The sequence below is a fragment of the Mesorhizobium sp. M0040 genome, assembly GCF_040323505.1.
Lineage (GTDB): Bacteria > Pseudomonadota > Alphaproteobacteria > Rhizobiales > Rhizobiaceae > Mesorhizobium.
Window position 1 is genome coordinate 161,684 of the sequence record NZ_JAMYVA010000005.1, and the last position, 16,041, is coordinate 177,724.

At 61.0% G+C, this 16,041-nt stretch carries 13 protein-coding genes; 6 read left to right on the plus strand and 7 right to left on the minus strand.

What is annotated here, in order from left to right; translation table 11 throughout:
- Window positions 1-93 precede the first annotated feature (93 nt).
- A complete protein-coding gene (locus tag NKJ91_RS06975; RefSeq protein WP_352454948.1) occupies window positions 94-1,950 on the plus strand; it encodes a site-specific integrase in 1,857 nt (618 codons plus the stop codon).
- A gap of 141 nt (window positions 1,951-2,091) precedes the next feature.
- On the opposite strand, the gene NKJ91_RS06980 is transcribed toward NKJ91_RS06975, so the two are convergent.
- From NKJ91_RS06980 to NKJ91_RS06995, 4 genes are all read right to left on the minus strand, one after another.
- Entirely contained in the window at window positions 2,092-2,469 is a 378-nt protein-coding gene (locus tag NKJ91_RS06980) for a hypothetical protein (RefSeq protein WP_352454949.1), read from the minus strand.
- 454 nt (window positions 2,470-2,923) lie between these two features.
- The gene (locus tag NKJ91_RS06985; RefSeq protein ID WP_352454950.1) at window positions 2,924-3,700 is read right to left on the minus strand and encodes an ATP-dependent metallopeptidase FtsH/Yme1/Tma family protein; all 777 of its coding nucleotides are present in this window, start codon (window positions 3,698-3,700) and stop codon (window positions 2,924-2,926) included.
- Complete coding sequence (locus NKJ91_RS06990; protein WP_352454951.1) at window positions 3,697-5,283, minus strand: AAA family ATPase; 1,587 nt, start codon at window positions 5,281-5,283, stop codon at window positions 3,697-3,699. Before NKJ91_RS06990 ends, NKJ91_RS06985 begins: the two co-directional genes overlap by 4 nt.
- A 430-nt stretch (window positions 5,284-5,713) precedes the next feature.
- Window positions 5,714-6,115 (minus strand): hypothetical protein, encoded by a 402-nt coding sequence (locus NKJ91_RS06995; RefSeq protein ID WP_352454952.1) that lies wholly within the window; start codon window positions 6,113-6,115, stop codon window positions 5,714-5,716.
- Window positions 6,116-6,774: 659 nt separating this feature from the next.
- On the opposite strand from NKJ91_RS06995, the gene NKJ91_RS07000 reads away from it, so the two are divergent.
- Window positions 6,775-6,981 carry a hypothetical protein gene (locus NKJ91_RS07000; RefSeq protein WP_352454953.1) on the plus strand — a complete coding sequence of 69 codons (207 nt, stop codon included), beginning with the start codon at window positions 6,775-6,777 and terminating at the stop codon, window positions 6,979-6,981.
- Between the two features lie 373 nt (window positions 6,982-7,354).
- Here NKJ91_RS07000 and NKJ91_RS07005 read toward each other — a convergent pair whose 3' ends face one another.
- The 3 genes from NKJ91_RS07005 to NKJ91_RS07015 form a co-directional block, all read right to left on the minus strand.
- Window positions 7,355-7,645, minus strand: a complete 291-nt coding sequence (locus NKJ91_RS07005; protein ID WP_352454955.1) for a hypothetical protein — start codon at window positions 7,643-7,645, stop codon at window positions 7,355-7,357.
- Window positions 7,646-8,150: 505 nt separating this feature from the next.
- Complete coding sequence (locus tag NKJ91_RS07010) at window positions 8,151-9,725, minus strand: hypothetical protein (protein ID WP_352454956.1); 1,575 nt, start codon at window positions 9,723-9,725, stop codon at window positions 8,151-8,153.
- Between the two features lie 757 nt (window positions 9,726-10,482).
- Window positions 10,483-11,379 (minus strand): LysR family transcriptional regulator, encoded by an 897-nt coding sequence (locus tag NKJ91_RS07015; RefSeq protein ID WP_352454957.1) that lies wholly within the window; start codon window positions 11,377-11,379, stop codon window positions 10,483-10,485.
- Between the two features lie 79 nt (window positions 11,380-11,458).
- On the opposite strand from NKJ91_RS07015, the gene NKJ91_RS07020 reads away from it, so the two are divergent.
- The 4 genes from NKJ91_RS07020 (at window position 11,459) to NKJ91_RS07035 (ending at window position 16,005) form a co-directional block, all read left to right on the plus strand.
- Window positions 11,459-12,667: a trans-sulfuration enzyme family protein gene (locus NKJ91_RS07020; RefSeq protein WP_352454958.1), complete on the plus strand. Its 1,209-nt coding sequence runs from the start codon at window positions 11,459-11,461 to the stop codon at window positions 12,665-12,667.
- Window positions 12,668-12,689: 22 nt separating this feature from the next.
- Window positions 12,690-13,730, plus strand: a complete 1,041-nt coding sequence (locus NKJ91_RS07025; RefSeq protein WP_352454959.1) for a transporter substrate-binding domain-containing protein — start codon at window positions 12,690-12,692, stop codon at window positions 13,728-13,730.
- 65 nt (window positions 13,731-13,795) lie between these two features.
- The gene (locus NKJ91_RS07030; protein WP_352454960.1) at window positions 13,796-14,911 is read left to right on the plus strand and encodes an amino acid ABC transporter permease; all 1,116 of its coding nucleotides are present in this window, start codon (window positions 13,796-13,798) and stop codon (window positions 14,909-14,911) included.
- 2 nt (window positions 14,912-14,913) lie between these two features.
- Entirely contained in the window at window positions 14,914-16,005 is a 1,092-nt protein-coding gene (locus tag NKJ91_RS07035; RefSeq protein WP_352454961.1) for an amino acid ABC transporter permease, read from the plus strand.
- Window positions 16,006-16,041 lie beyond the last annotated feature (36 nt).

The window sequence follows — 16,041 nt, forward strand, 5'->3', positions numbered from 1 at the left end:
TTCTGAAAAGTCTCCTTGCGGCTCCCGAGAATGGGAGTTCGTCAGGTGCGTGTATCGTTGAATGTATCGCGCGACGTATCATTGGATGCATCGTTGGAAGGAAATGCGCCGCGATCGAGCGGCAGCGCTTCGCCCGGCCGCTACCTCGTCCGGTCAGGTTCCGTTTATCTATTCCAGATTAGACTGCCCGGCGACCTCGGTGGAAGGGGCGCGCACTTCGTCCGGCTCGGGCTGGGCGCGCTGACTGCGCGCCAGGCGCGCGTCCAGGCTGAACTGCTGGCGGCGCTCGCCAGGAACCGCTTCGACCAGATCAGGACGGCCAGATTGGAAAACGAGGGCACCAAGAACGCGGGCGAAAAGGAAGGCGAGGATGCTCCGGACTTCGCCAATGACAGCCCCGAACTGACCGCGGCAGAGGTGAAGGGCTACCTCAAGGCCATGCTTTCGATGGTCTCGCAACCCGCACCTCCGACGCCGCCGCACCAGGAGGCCGTGTTCGCTGGCTTCCGGGGATTGGTCAGCATCGGCAGGGAACTGGCGAAGGGCGCCGAGGGCAATGCGCTCATCATCGAGAATGCTGACATGCTAAGGGCGCAGTCGGTCGCCAAGATCGCGGGCGAGGTCCAGACGGGTTCGGCTTCCACCTTCCCACAAACGGCAAAGCAAAGAGGTGCCGGGCCTCTTGACGCCTTGCCTGCCGTTCGCGTGACGACCGACCCCGCCGCGCATGCCCAGTCAAGCTCCTCAGCTCCCGTCGTCCATCCGGAGCCAGCGCGGCGGGTTGAGAACAGCTCGGTCAGGAAGACCGTGGCCTTCAAGCTTGACCGCCGTTATGTCGAGCGCAAGCCATCGACGAAGCCGCTGCTGAGCGAAGTCGCCGAGGACTATTTCGAACGCCGTGCCGTGAGATCGGGCGAGAAGAACAGGGACATCGCCACCGCGCGGATGCGAGTGGGCGTCTTCATCGAACTGATCGGCGACCATCCCGTCGACACCTATACGGGGGCCGACCTTCAGGCCTATGTCCATCTCCTGACGCATTGGCCGGCGAAGGAGAAGGACAGGCCGAAGGACAAGACGGCGCGCGAGATCCTGGCCGCAAATGCCGATCTTACGGCCAAACCCCTGAAACGATCGGCGCTGGAGGATGGCTATGTCACCATCGTCAAGACGATCATCCGTTCCAAGATCACCGAGCTGGACTACCCGGACCCGCTTTCGGGCGTAATACTTTTTTACCCGGATACCGCGGCCCCGCGCGAGTCGGCGGAGCCGCTTAGCTCCGACCAGATCAGCCGCATTTTCCGCAAGGGCGTTGAGAGAGGCTTGCTGGACGAGACTATGTTGCCGCTGCTCGGCCACCTGACCGGGCGCCGTCTCGGATTGCTGGTCCACCTCACGGGCAATGACATCCGCGAGAAATATCCTGACGTCTGGGTTGCCCAGACATCAGGCATTCAGCTCAACAGGGAGGGGCATTGGCAGCGCGTTCCCATCAAGACCGACGCCAGCGCTACATTCTTCGTCCTGCATGATTTTCTCCGCAAGATCGGCTTCATCGAATGGGCTCAAAACCAGGGTGACTCGTTCCTGTTCCCGCAACTCATCCGGCTCGCGGACCCGAGCAAGAGCGCCAGTTCCTACATGAACCGCCTTTTCGAGAAGGCCGGCGTCACTACGACACGGAAGGAAGTCTTCCACTCGCTGCGGGGCGGCAACATCGACCAGATGCGCGACAACAAGGTGGACTCGCGGGACCGCAAGCTGCAGGCTGGCCATAGGCTTGATGACGAGCACGACCTCTATGGCTTCAGGGCGATCAGCGAGATCCGCGCGCGCGGCATCGCCCGCGCAGATCTCGTCGATGGCGTGGATTTTTCCGCCTTCTATGGCCTTGACTTCGATAAGCTCGCCCAAGCCAAGCGCACGTTCGGGCGGCGACCTAAATAGTCGTCTTGCGGGCGATTTAGTCGCACACGGCGTTTGGTAAAGTAATGGGGAGAACACGGGACAGCGGTTGAAAACGGCGTTTGATGTGAAAGCATGTCGATCGGCCAAAGCTGCCAAGACCTGGGGAGACAACGGCACGGGTCAGCCGCCAGCCTCGTCGATTTTACTGTCACCGCGCAGATGACGCTTGCGCTGGAAGGTCCAGCCGGAGCCGTATTTGTCGACGAGGTCCTCAAAGGCAGCGTCTGCAGCTTTTCGGTCAAAGCCCTGGGCAGCCAGTTCCTCCACGATGGAGGCCTGCAGCCGATCGAGTTCCCGCCCGCGTCCAAGCTTCAGGTTCTGCACGATCGCGTAATGCAGAAGCGCGCGGGCGATGTCGTCACGCGAAGGCTTTCTCTCGGCTTTGCGGGCGACGCGAACGGCCGCTGGCGTTCCCGCTGCTTGTCCAGTTTCTCGCGCCGCGACTGTGCCATCTTCTTTCTCCAAGGTTTCCACCTCGAGAGTCTGGCGCCGGTCCATGCATGCGACAAACGCCGTTTGGCGGGCGGCGATTCCGACGTTGGAATCGATTGCCCGCGGAACTGAATCGCAATTCCCTCCGCGTGAATCGGATTAGCGTAAATTTTCTCGATGCGAGATGCGTTGCCTGCAACGCGTCATGACGTGCAGGCAGGCTTACGAGCTGCCCGAACGCGCACGGCGTTTGCGGCTGTAACGCTGGTCAGGAGTCCGGAATCGTTTCCTGACACGTGTGAATCGCCAACACAGAACTCTGAATCGCGGTGCGGGGACGCTGAATCGGATTAGCATAAGTTTTCCTGATTTGACCTGGGTTGCTGGCCCATCGGATCGAGTTGGCTGCACGTGCAATCGACCTACGCTGCCTTCGACATGGCCTCGCCGCCATTCTTCGCACCCCCTGCATCGGCGGGTTCAGCGCTGCCGCTCCGAATGCCACCGTTCGCCGCGGGCTTTATGGATTCGGGAGAACAGCCAGCATTTCTTCGAGTTGCTGAAAGATGCTGCCCAGTTCCCCGCCCTCCAGCGTGTCGTGGTCCATGAGCGCGCGGGCAAGCGTCTCGATCGCCATCCGATTCCGCCGGATCAGTTCGCACGCCTTGGCGTAGGCCGCTTCCAGCCTAGCGTTGACGCGGTTGGCAATGTCGGGATTGTAGATCAGCAGCGAAGCCCTGTCGTCGGTCGCGCGATAGAGCAGCGGCGCATTCCGGGCAAAGCCCAGCGACGTCTCCATCGCAAGGGCCAACTCTGTGGCGCCTGCAAGATCGCTGGACGAAGTCCCACCTGATCCGGCCGTGACCGAGCCCAGCAGCTCTTTCTCCGCCGCGCGGCCTGCGAGCCTGATCTGCAGCAGAGCCTCGGCGCGTTCCTCCGTCTCCTCATCGACTGCTGGCTGGTCGGTCTCGACCATGCCGCCGCCGTCCCATCCGTCGATGGTGATCATGGTCACCCTGCCGAGCTTCAGCACCAGACGGGCGACGGCATGGCCGGATTCGTGCAGCGCCACGCGCCACCGCAAGCTCTCAGGCTTTGCGGGCTTGGCAACTGTGAGAATGGCCTCGAGATCGCGCCACTCCAACGGTCTCTGTTCTCGCCTTGCCTTCTGCCGGGCCTCGCACACGAGCCGCTCGATATCGGCGCCGGTTAGTCCATTCGCCTTCATCGCAAGGCGGCGCAACACGTCGTGAGCTGGTGCGTAAGGGGATGATGTGTTCTGCACGGGACTGCTCATGCGCCTCTCCTGCCCTGCCTGTTCGCCCGCGCCTGTTTCGCCGTGACCTGAGGCGACGTGGCAGGCGCTTCGTCGTCGACTGGATCAGTCATGACGGTGTCCCTCTTCGGCCCTGTCGTCCTGCCGTCGCTGGCAATCGAAGCCTGGGCACGGTCAACCCCAGGCTCAGAGACAGACGCCGCGGTTGCCGCCCGGGCGGGGGCCTGTGTCGGCGCACTCGCAATTACCGCATCGAGATCAGCTCGCAAATGATGGCGCAGAATACCGATCAACGCATCGGTGTTGGGCCGCGGAATGACGATGTGTTTTTCCAGCCTGCCCGAGCGCAGCAGCGCCGGGTCGATGGCGTCGGGATTGTTGGTCGCCCCGACGATGATCACGCCGGAAGATTTCGACGCGCCGTCGAGCAGCGTCAGCGCCTGGTTGATGAAAGAGGTCCAGTACTCGTCATAGGAGCGGGACGCGTTTCCCCGCTTGCCGATGCCGTCGATCTCGTCGACAAAAAGGATCGCAGGCTTGTTGGCTTCGGCTTCCGTGAATGCCGCCTTCATGCGCCGGAGCACGTCGCCGAGATAGCCGGGTTCCAGCCAGGTCGCAACGGAAGTGACGATCAGCGGGATCTGCAGCGTGTTGCAAAGGGCCCTGGCGAAGCTCGTCTTGCCCGTCCCGGGCGGGCCAGCCAACAGCAGTTTTGTGGTCATCACCTCCCATGCGAGCCTGCCCTCGCGCCACAATGCCAGGTCAGCCTGCAACGACAGCGACCAGTCCCGGGCTTCGCCGTACCCTGTCAGCGTCTCGACGCGCGGGATGAAACGATCCTGCTCGCCGCCGGTCAGTTTCGCAGGCTGGATGATCTCGCTGCCAGAACTCTGCTCCTTGCCGCGGCCTGTCTTGGTCGCGTTGCTGGCTTGGGTCTTGGAGCTGGAGCTGCTGGTTGACTCATTACCGCCGTTGGATCCCTCTCCGGCTCCGACCGACTTTCGCCTTTCCCCCGCGATATTTGCAAGCACGTCCCAAGCCGATGTGACTGAGACGCCAGGCCTGATAGCGATGGCGAGATCGGAGAGCGTCAGCAGGGAGCAGTCGACCTGGCTGAGTCCGTCCTTAGTCTCCTCACCGAGCACGGCAGCCATAGTGTCTCCAATGATAGTCCCATTCAACGGGCCGCATGCGAGGTTGAGTTGGGCCGCCCGTCTCAGCCTCTCGGGCAGGCGGCTCTCGTCTTCGGCGACGCCCAGGATCGGGAAAGCGTCCATCGCCGCCCGACCGACGCGCCAGTCGGTTTTGTCAGCGTCGTCGGGATCGAACCATCGGCTGGCGAATGCAACAGCTCGCGATCTGACGTCTTCGTCGCGGCTGAACCGAAGACTGCCGTCGCGATGAATCTCATGGCCGCTCGCGATAGCGACCTTTCCCGGAAGAATCATGCCGCTGCGAAGCATATCTAGGAAGCAGCCCTCAAAGCCCCTGACCTTGCCGACGATGGTGATGATCGGCCTTGGCAGTTTCAGGATCCGAAGCACCTCGGCGAGCGCGGCCGGATCGTCGGCAACCGCCTGCGCCAGCATCAGAAGTGTTGCCACCTCCGCCGCCCGCGGCGGTTCGATTGTCTGGCGGATGCGGCGGAGCAGGCTTGTCCTCAAATCCAAATGATGTGTCCGGAAGGCCCCCGCACCCCTCTTTTTCGAGGAAGCTGGCCGCGCCGCGCTACCCCGTTTGCTCGAGGACAGAACCACGCGCGATTGCGAAAGTCCGTCCTCGTCTTCGCATTCCGTGAAGCTCTCCTCCCGCTCGGAACCTCTGACAATGCCGCCCAGGCGAAAGAGCAAGCGCGCGAGTTCGGCCTCGGATTTTTCCAGCATGGTGAGATGCGGCGTAAAGAGCCGACCCTGCATCCGTCGATGATGCGGATGTCATCGACGAGAATGCCAGCACCGACTGCGCGGTCGAGCGCGGAGGCTTCGGCGTTGTGGCGAAGCCGCCAGAGAAAATGTTTGCCCAGACGCGCAGCCATCACCGATCTCTCCCTACGCTGGGTGGGAATCTGATATCGAGCAAACCACGCTCGTCGAGCCACTCGCCGACGGCCCGACAAGCCAGGTCGCCTTCCCGCACGCGCAGAGCAAGAAGCTCCAGAACGACCTCCGGGATTGGAATCCCCCGATCGATCGCGGTGCGCGCATAGTGCATCGCCAGTGCGACAGCGACAGCTGGATCTTCCATCGGCTTTGTCCGGCAGTCGCAGACCGCGATCTGACCGCTCATTGCAAGGCCAATGCATTGCTCGCTGTGACCGAGAATGCCGAGGAGCGCGTTCGATGCCCTCGCTGTTGGAGCTAGGACCGGAGGTGACTGCCAGTCGAGCGCTGCGAGACCGAGGCCCGCGCCGTCGACCGCATCGGCCTTGGCAATCATGGGCGGGACACACTCCGGCCGCGCTGTCGTGGACACGCTCGTGCTCGATGTCATCGGGTCCGGCGTATGCCGAGAGATTGCACTCTTGCTGGCGAGCGGTCGGGAAGGCCGACCCTGATCGGCATGCACGCGGGACTCGGAGCCGATCTTGCGGCCAGCTCCGGCAAAGGAGGTTTTCCCCTGGGCGTCAGTCGCGGACCGCAAGCCTTGCCCGGCGCTGGCGGCTGTTTTGGTGAGGCTTCGCTTGCTGATGGATGTGCGTGTGCTCATGACAAAATTCTCCGAGCCGCCGGCGAGGCGGGCTTTTTGATCGTGTGGTTGTCTGGGGTGATGGTGGGCGCGGATCGGGCTGTCGGTCCGCCCTACCAATCAGGGGCTGGCGCGCGTCCGGGCGAAGCCGACTTTTACCCGCGCATCGCTCTCAGGCGTCCGCCGGACACGGGCTTCGCCGAGACGGACAACCGCCGGACCGACATGTTCCCCCTCCACTCAGGCCTGCACAGTTGCCGAAGACAGTGTCCGGCTTGGTGTCGCCGGAAAGCACCGCAGCCATTGCCCTGTCGACCATGCGCGCGAAATCGGGTTCGAGATCGGCAATGACGGCAGAATAGACAAATGCTGATGCCGACGATGAAGTCGAGAGCACAGGATTGTGGCTCATGGAATTCTCCTTGATGACGATGGAGGCGATCGGCGCCGGAAGCACGGCTCATGCCTGCGACGATCACGCCATGGCGGCAATGGGCAATGTTTGCCCGATCGATCCGCGCACGGCGTCCGCCGGTCGGATATCGATCGTCTCGGGTGGGAAGGCTACGCTCAGCGCGCCGCTATTGGGGCGCAAGCTGCGGCGGCAATTGGTGTGACGCGCAATGCCGGCGGCAATCGGCGCGGCTCACCGCCATCCGAAAGCGAGAAGATTCTTTCCCGAAGGAAACAAAAACGATAGTGCTGTTCATAGCCCAAGACCTCTTATCCAGGTTGCGGGTCAGGCCTTCGTCGGTGTTACCAGCACCGTCGAGGGCCGACTTATCCCGGACATGGCCGGAACGATCCTTATGTGAACGGATCCGGAACAGATCTCAATCCCCATAATCGCGTGGATCGCCTCCAAACGATCGCAAGGTTAATTCCGGGCTCCGAATTCCAGGAGGATCTCTGTTGGGCGGTGATGCGCGTGTCATCGGCACGAGTTTCATCATGACTGCCGACGCTCATCGGAATGTGATTGGGCAATCGTCAGTTCAGCTGGAGCCTCGCGTCGATTTCCACAAGCTTCTCTTCGAAGGCTGCGACCTCACGTTCGAATTGCTGCAGCGCCAGCTGTATTGTTCGCGCGTTTCTACCGTTCTGCGGATTGTCGAGTTCCGCACGGGCGTCGATCAGCCGCTGGACGAACTCTAGCCCGGTGATGGCACGCAGCCGGCCAGTCCGGTCGAGCTCGAGTAGCCGGTCCTGCGCGATCCGGTAGCGCGAGGGGAGGCTTGCGAACCTGGCGAGGAACGGCGGTGGGGTCAGTGCGAGTTTCATTTGATGCTCCGTTGTCCAGGGTATAGCGGCGGCAGGCGCGGGGATCGGCCTCCTCCCACAAAGGTGAGGGTGATCCTTGCAAGCCACAAACCACCGAGAGACATTTTCGTTTCTCGCGGCGAACCCTTGCTTCGAACTCCCAGGCAATCGAAGACACCGCGAGACAAGGCTGTCCTATTGATCCATAGCTTCCGCCCAAAGGGCTTCTGGAAGGCTCTGGCATTCGATTGAGCCGGGTCGCGGCGGGCCGGCCTACTGCGATAGTCATCAAGCAGGTTGTGCGGATGGTCTTGCTCGCTTCGCGAGGTCGCCGGCGTGCTCACCCTTGCCTTGCCTTCGCGCAATCGGTCGCACGAGCGTCGCTGGGCCATTATCATCTTTCCCGTGCCGATGCGGTCGCTGCTTGCGCCCAGCGACTGTCAGAGGTTCCCGAAACAGTTTCCAAAAATTAAGGCCCCCGCTTGTGGCGAGGGCCTTCGAGGTTCGATAGGTTCGGAAACCGGCGTCAGCCCATCTTCGGCGATCCGCCTTTATCTTCGCGAATGTCCTTCAGGAAGGGAGGCTTGACGAATCCTTCCCGTGGCGGCCTTGCGGCAAACGCTGGCACCGCGACGTCCAGCAGCGTCGCCTTTATCCGGCGGACGCGCTCTTCCGGTCCGATCGGCTTCCTCTCGCCGTAAGCCTCCGCCGGCGTGCCTTTGGCAGCGGCTTTCGCCGCGCGCTTCGGGGCGATCGCCTCTTCCGGCGTGCCGGCGGCTTCACCCGCGACCCCGCCCGGTGCGGCGGGCTCGCCGTTCAGCAGTGCCGCCGTTTTCATGGGGCCCTCGACGACCTTCCGGCTCGCAGCCGGCGACTTCGGCGCCGGCTTGGACATCGGGGACAACGCTTCAGCTGCGTCCCTCCCCTCCTGTGCGAGACCCTTCAATTTCCGTGGTGTTTTCGACGGCTTCACCACCTTTCGCTCCGACAGCGTGGCTGCCTCAGTTTCCAACTTTGCCTTGACGGCCTTGGCCGTTGCCGCGGCAAGCTTCGGACCGACCGCCCATTCCAGACTTGGCAGAACCTTCTCCAAGAACCATGGCCTGAACCTGTCGTCCTTCGGCCAGTCGTCGGCGCCGGCCATCGTATAGAGAACGTGCCAGACCAGGCTCCAGCCGGTATCGGCCGGGAATCTTGCCGTATGCACAAGCCAGTCCGGGCCATTGGAATTGGGCTCGACGAATGCCGCCAGGTTTTCCAGTTCGGCGCGGGCTCGGCGGGCTGGTTGGACCAACTGATCGGCGAGCTTCTTCTTGACCAGGGGTTTACCCCCGGCGTGACGGAGGACGGCTTCCTGGACAACCTCAAGCATGCGGCAGAGGCGGCCGATGAGGGCAGGCAACCCGGCGGCGGTCTTCTCGCGGATCAACGCCTTGACGCCTTCGGGACCGGCGATGTTCGCTGGCTCAAGCGGAGCTGCCTTGGTCGCGCCATCCCTGGCGAAGGCCCTGATCTCGGCAGCCGACGGGCGCTCTCCCGCTCGCAACCGGTTCGCCACCGCCTCGATCTTCTCAGGCGACGCCGCGCACAGCGCATAAAGCGCGACACGCTGCACATTGTGTTCGACGAACAGCGTCCGGTACTGGCCGAGCCGTTCGTGAACCGCTATGAAGTTATCGCCGGTGCGTCGTGACTGCCCGCACCAACCCTTCAACCACGTCGCGAACGACTCCTGGGATGGACAGGCCTGTCTGGGCTTGGCTACTGCCTCACCCTTAACGAAGACCTGCTCGGCATCGACGCGTTCGGACCCGCGGAACATATTCTCGCATTCCACGAGCACGGGGATTTTCTCGGCAGGGATGCCGAGCTCTTCATACGTCGCCGGCGGTCTGGATGCCTTGGCGACCCTCTTAATTTTGCTCCCGGGAGTCTTGCCCTTCCCACGTGCAGGTTCCTGTTCCTGCACGGACGTCTCTGCGATAGCCTCGGGCAGGAAGGCAGAAGGAATAATGCTGGCGCCCGTAAAGTTTGAGTTTTTCATGCTAATTCCTTTCCAAAATAAACAGTCACTGCCAAAACAGAACACTTCTGCAGGCATCAAAAACAGTATAGTCTAAGATAACTCTTGTGTCCAATCTACCGTATTTAGCGACCGGAAACATTCATGCTTTAATACTATGCGAGTCGCGCTTACGCTGCTAAAATATATGTACATATAAATTATCTTTCTTAGTATTAGATTATCTTGCTTGTGATATATTTACATATAGCCAATAAACTGGAACATCATAAAGACCTCATCAGAAAGCTCGCGGGGGCATCGGCTTCTGACCGCGCGCACCCGAAAGCGGCTAGAGTAATACCTTGCAAGCACAAGCATAACGTCCACCGACACCACACACCTACTCTGTGCAACGCCGCGGCGCACAAAAAGATGCCGCGCTTTACCGGCTTCCGGGTAAGGCCGTAGTTCCAAATATCTCGGTTGCCGCCATCGGTGCGAAGCTGCCGCCCATAAGCCTGCTGGCGCCATCACAATTTTTTCAAACTCCCGCTCCCACGGCGCGGGCAATGTTTGCCTATCCCTCGGAGACCGACACAAGCCGTTCCGCGCTAGGCCAGACACGCGTACGGGATCAACGACGGCAGATCGACGAATGCTATTCCGCCAATATTCAATGCCAGTACTAGTGTCAGCAACCCGAGCTTCGGAGAACCCCTCCCTTCAATCAATCTGTCTCATATCTGTTTGAGCCAGGTCAGGCGGAAGCAGGCAGCGAGTTGAATTCAAGGCCATCACCAAGCACCTTCGGAGGCCATCGAGGTTGAGGTCACAATGACGACAGTTCGTTCGCCTAGTCCTCGCTCGATAGCACATTGCGCGCTGCATAGAGCTCGGCGATGAAATCGGTTGTCAGTGTCGAATTGATGCCGTCTGGCGGGCGCAAAATTAGTGCTCGGAAATGGACGGCTGGCTCGAATGGCTTGGCGACGATGCTGTCGATCATGCGGTCGGCAATGACGGAAGGATTGACCAGACCGATACCCATGCCTTTGGCGGCAAGGATGGCGATGGTCAGACCGTAAGGTGTTTCGATCAAGATGCGCGGCCTTACGCGGTGTTCGGCAAAGATCCTGTTCATGGCGAGCCGCACCGTGTCTTCCGGCGACAGTGCCAGGAAGGCCTCATCATCAAGGTCCGCAGGCGTGACAACGGGCTTGCGAGCCAAACGGTGGTTCTTCGGCATCACGCATACAGCTCGCGGGGTGGTGAAGATGCTGTGCAGCACCCCTGTCGTATCGATCTCGTCGGCAGCGAGACCGATGTCGAAACTGCCAGATGCCACTAGGTCGCGCACGACGTTGGACGTGCGCACCTGATAGCTGATGCGAACCTGTGGATGTTTGTTCGAGAATGCCACGATCGCACGTGGCACCAGACCGTGGCCGAGTGCCGAGAGGCTGGCAACGCGGATCGTCCCCGTCCCGACTTCCTTGATCTGGGCCGCTCGCAGCCTGAGCCGATCCAGCCCCACCAGATTGGCCTTTACCTCAGTGTGGAAAAGTTCTCCTTCCCGGGTCGGCACCAGCCTGCCGCGGATACGATCGAACAGGTTGAAACCGAGCTCCGACTCCAGCTTCGTCAGAGAGCGACTTATCGCGGGCTGCGAAGTATCCAGCAGCGTCGCCGCTGCGCCGGCGCCACCCGTGATCATGATTGCGTTGAACACATCGATGTCGCGCGGGTTCATTGGCGGTCCATATCAAAAGTGGATTATCTTTATCGCCACGGTCATAGATGGCAATGGGCGAGCCAGTTAAAGTCCGCCCATGACCCGACACGACGACACTTCACATATCCATCCTCCCAGGCGCTCGGAGGAGCCATTCAGGTCGTTGGCGATGCCAGTTGAACGCGCCTCCACGGTGGTCTTCGACGATCTGGACTCCTTCGAGCGCCGCGTCGAGCGACTGTACGATGGCTTCAGTTACGGACTTTACGGGACTCCGACCAGCCGCCAGTTGGAAGACCATATCGCTGCGCTGGAAGGCGGATCTCGGGCGCTCGTCGTCCCTTCAGGAATGGCGGCCATAACGCTGACGACCATGACCGTCTGCCATGGTGGCGATCGGGTTCTGATCCCGGAGACGTTCTATGGGCCGGCACGCGAAATGGCCGCCCGCCTTCTCGCTCCCCTTGGCATCGATGCGGTGACCTACGACCCCAAGCTCGATGGAAGCATTTCGGCGTTGATAGATGGCAGGACGCAGCTGGTCTGGGCGGAATCGCCGGGTTCCGCGACCTTCGAGATACAGGACGTGCCGGCAATCACGGCTGCGGCCCACGAGGCTGGCGCGCTTGTCGCGGTCGACAACACCTGGGCCTCACACTTGCTGTTCAAACCACTCAAGCATGGTGTCGACATCTCGATGCAGGCACTTTCCAAACATGCCGGCGGCCACGGCGACCTGCTGATGGGCTCGGTGGCGGTGAACGACGAGACCTTGTTCCGGCGGTTAAAGGATACCGCGCGTTTTCTCGGTTACGGCGTTTCGCCGGAGGATTGCGCATTGTGCGAGCGTGGCCTGATGACCATGCCGGTGCGAATGCGCCAAGCCGACAGCACCGCGCAGAACATCATATCGTGGCTGTCGGAGCGCCCCGAGGTTGCGCAGATCCTGCATCCGAGTGAGCCCGACCATCCCGGCCACTTGACCTGGAAGCGTGACTTCGCCGGATCGGCAGGTGTCTTCTCGTTTGTGTTGCAGCCGGAACTAGCGCCCCACCAATCCGAGGCTCTGCGTCGCATGCGACTGTTCAGGCTAGGTGCAAGCTGGGGCGGGGTGCACTCGCTGATCTCCGTCAGTGATCCTCGAAAGGGCCGCAGTGGCCTCGACTGGCTGAAGCCTGGCCCAGTTTGGCGGCTCTCTATCGGCCTGGAGGCCGTCGGCGACCTTCTCGCCGATCTGTCACAGGCCTTCGAGCACTTTGCGGAAACGCGACGAACGACAGTTGGCGAGGCCAAGGCTGCAGAATGACAACAACTTCAACGAAAGGGGAATGGATATGAAATGCGAAGAGCATAAATGGCTTGCCGCCTTAGCGATCGGGCTGGTCGGCCTGGCTTCAAGCGCGGGAGATGCGGCCGCGCAAAGCGTCGTCGAAAAGATAAAGGCACGCGGCTACGTCAGTTGCGGCGCGAGCCAGGGAGTGCCCGGTCTCTCTCGCCCCGACGAAAAGGGGTATTATCGCGGCTTCGATTCCGACATTTGTCGTACATTCGCGGTCGCCATTCTTGGGGACAAGGATAAGATCCGATACGTGCCGCTCAATGCTGCTCAGCGACTTCCTGCGCTACAGACTGGAGAAATCGATATTCTGTCGCGCACGTCCACGATCACCTACACGCGTGATGCCGTGGTCCGTTTCGTCTGGATCAACCTCTATGACACGGATGGCATCCTCGTCCGCAAAGCGGACAAAATCACCGAGCCGAAGCTGCTCGACGGAAAGACAGTCTGCCTTCAAGGCGGCGGCAGCTTGACCGAGAAGGCGATCGAGGAAACCGAGGAGGAGTTCGGGATCTCGATGAAGAAGGTCTACTACGACTCGACCCTCCAGGCCCGCGATGCCTTCTTCGGCGGCCGCTGCGATTCCTACGTCACCGATGGAACCGCGGCAGCAGGGCAGCGTGCCTCGGTCGCAAAGAATCCTAACGATTACGACATCATCAAAGTCGGAAAGGCTGCCGAGCCCAATGGCGTGGCGATCGCGCGCGGCGATGAACAGCTCTTCGACATCGTTCGCTGGACGATAAACGCCCTGTTCTGGGCAGAGGCCAACAACATCACGTCGGAAAATATCGACGAAAAGCTCGCTGGGGGCAATTCGGAGGTCCAGCGAGTGCTGGGCAAGGAAGCCGGCTTCGGCAAGCCCCTCGGGCTGGATGACAATTGGGTCTACAACGTCATCAAGCAGACCGGCAATTACGCCCAGATTTGGGATCGCAATCTTGGCAAGGATAGCCCGCTCAAGGTCGAACGCGGCTTGAACGCCCTGTGGAAAGATGGCGGCTTGAACTACCCTTTCCCGTGGGATTGAGGCGCGTCGAGGGGAGCGCCTAGCGCGCTCCTCGCTTCCGATAGCGATGTGGATCCGAGGTCAGCATGTTGAGTGACGCCAAAATCAGATCAATCATCATTCAGGCCGCCTTGGCGACTGCTTTCCTGGCGTTCGCCGCGCTACTCGTCAGCACCACCTTCGCCAACCTTGAGGCGCGCGGTATCCCGATAGGCTTTGACTTCTTGTCCATGCCGTCCAGGATCGTCATCTCCGAGGCAATCCTCACATACAAGTCGCGGGATCCGTACTACTGGGCCATTGTAGTCGGGCTGACCAACACAGTCTTCATTTCCACGCTGGTCATCGTCTTCTCGTCCATTCTCGGACTGATCGTGGGCATCACGCGGCTGAGCAGCAACCCACTGGCTGCGGGCACATGTCGCGTGTGGGTGGAACTGGCGCGTAATTCGCCCCCTATCGTCCTTCTGATCTTCCTCTATTCGCTGTGGTGGAAAATGTTGCCGCCAGTCGGCGAAGCGCTCAACCCGCTGCCTGGCGTCTATGCTTCCATGCGCGGTTTCGTGGTGCCAGCCGTTGGCATCGACGTAGGCATGACCGGTCTCCTCATGATCTTGTGCGCCATCGCGCTCGCTATCGCAGGCTGGATCGCAGTACGCAAAGGTTGGTCGCCGAAGGCTGTCGTGCCCAGTGTGCTGGCAGTTAGCGCCGCAGGAATTTGGCTCGCTGACGCGCGGTTCACCATCGACTGGCCGGTCTTCACCGGCTCGAACTTTGAAGGTGGCAAAGAACTGACCCCGGAGCTCAGCACGATCCTCATCGGATTGACCCTCTACACAACGGGTTTCGTAGCAGAAATCGTGCGTGGCGGTGTCCTGTCGATCGGCCGCGGCCAGTGGGACGCTGGCCATTCGCTTGGCCTTCCGCGCGGCAAGATATTGCGCCTGATCGTCATCCCCCAGATGCTGCGGGTAATCGTGCCACCGCTCAACAGCCAGTACATCAACGTCGTCAAGAACTCGACCTTGGCAATTGCGGTTGGCTACCCGGATTTCCTTGCAGTCATGAATACAACCATCAGCAAGTCCAGCCACTCCATTGAAGGCGTCTTCATCATTCTCGGCGTCTATCTCGCCCTCAATCTCACCATGTCGGGCGCAGCCAACTGGTACAACCGCCGCATCGCCATCGTGGAGCGATAATCATGAAGGCCGTTTCTCTCCCGTTACCCGTCGAGCCCCTGGAACGACGTATTCGCTTCCCAGTCCTGCAGCGTACTGCCGGGCTCCTATTCGGTACGCCTCTCAACGCCGCATTGACGCTGGTGTTTGGCACTCTGCTGATGGTCACCGTCCCGCCAGTGCTGCACTGGCTCGTCATAGACGCAGTGCTGTTCGAACCCGACCCGAACGCCTGTCGTGCGGCGGCTGGAGCCTGCTGGAGTTTCGTATACGCCAAGTCCGGCCAGCTCCTGTTCGGCATCTATCCGATTGATGACCGCTGGCGTCCCGCCATTGTGTGCATACTCATCCTGGCGCTGCTGGGCTGGTCTGTTCGCCCGACTAGCTGGAGACCCCGATTACTCGCGCTCTGGTTGGCAGCATTCGCGTTGATCGTCTGGTTGATGGGTGGTGGCCTTGGCCTGGTCGAAGTCCCCACGTCCTTGTGGGGCGGACTTCCTGTAACGTTGATACTGACCGTCGTTGCCATCGGTGTCGCCTTTCCGGTCGGCATTCTGCTTGCGCTGGCCCGACGCTCTTCCATGACTGCGGTGCGGATCGGCGCGGTGGTACTGATTGAATCAGTGCGCGGCCTTCCCCTCTTGTCGATCCTGTTCGTGGCATCGATCATGATGCCGCTGTTCCTGCCGGAATCGCTGCTGCCCGACAAATTCGTGCGCGCGCTGGTTGCTCTGACCATTTTTGCGGCGGCCTATCTGGCCGAGGTCATCCGCGGCGGGCTTCAGGCTATCCCCAATGGGCAATACGAGGCCGCCGCCGCGCTCGGCCTTCCCTTCTGGCGCACCCAGTACCTCGTTATCCTGCCACAGGCCATCCGTGTGGCCATCCCTGCATTAGCCAACACAATCATCGTCATGATCAAGAACACCAGTCTTGTCCTAGTCGTGGGCCTATTCGACTTGATCAGTTCCGGCAAGGCAGCGCTTGCGGATCCCGAATGGCCATCGCCGGCGGCCGAGACCTTCCTATTCATCGGCGCGATCTTCTTTGCGCTCTCCTTCTCCTTCGCCCGTTTCGCCGACTTCCTCGAACGGCGCGGTCCGACATCGCACTAGGAACAAGAACATGTTGTCTTCCACTCCTCGCACGCG

Bases quoted from the DNA above. Each gene is read 5' to 3' on its own strand.
- NKJ91_RS06980 (WP_352454949.1), bottom strand. From the start codon at position 2,469: ATGGACCGGCGCCAGACTCTCGAGGTGGAAACCTTGGAGAAAGAAGAT.
- NKJ91_RS06985 (WP_352454950.1), bottom strand. From the start codon at position 3,700: ATGAGCAGTCCCGTGCAGAACACATCATCCCCTTACGCACCAGCTCAC.
- NKJ91_RS06995 (WP_352454952.1), bottom strand. From the start codon at position 6,115: ATGATTGCCAAGGCCGATGCGGTCGACGGCGCGGGCCTCGGTCTCGCA.
- NKJ91_RS07000 (WP_352454953.1), top strand. From the start codon at position 6,775: ATGGAATTCTCCTTGATGACGATGGAGGCGATCGGCGCCGGAAGCACG.
- NKJ91_RS07005 (WP_352454955.1), bottom strand. From the start codon at position 7,645: ATGAAACTCGCACTGACCCCACCGCCGTTCCTCGCCAGGTTCGCAAGC.
- NKJ91_RS07010 (WP_352454956.1), bottom strand. From the start codon at position 9,725: ATGCCTGCAGAAGTGTTCTGTTTTGGCAGTGACTGTTTATTTTGGAAA.
- NKJ91_RS07015 (WP_352454957.1), bottom strand. From the start codon at position 11,379: ATGAACCCGCGCGACATCGATGTGTTCAACGCAATCATGATCACGGGT.
- NKJ91_RS07020 (WP_352454958.1), top strand. From the start codon at position 11,459: ATGACCCGACACGACGACACTTCACATATCCATCCTCCCAGGCGCTCG.
- NKJ91_RS07025 (WP_352454959.1), top strand. From the start codon at position 12,690: ATGGATATGAAATGCGAAGAGCATAAATGGCTTGCCGCCTTAGCGATC.
- NKJ91_RS07030 (WP_352454960.1), top strand. From the start codon at position 13,796: ATGTTGAGTGACGCCAAAATCAGATCAATCATCATTCAGGCCGCCTTG.
- NKJ91_RS07035 (WP_352454961.1), top strand. From the start codon at position 14,914: ATGAAGGCCGTTTCTCTCCCGTTACCCGTCGAGCCCCTGGAACGACGT.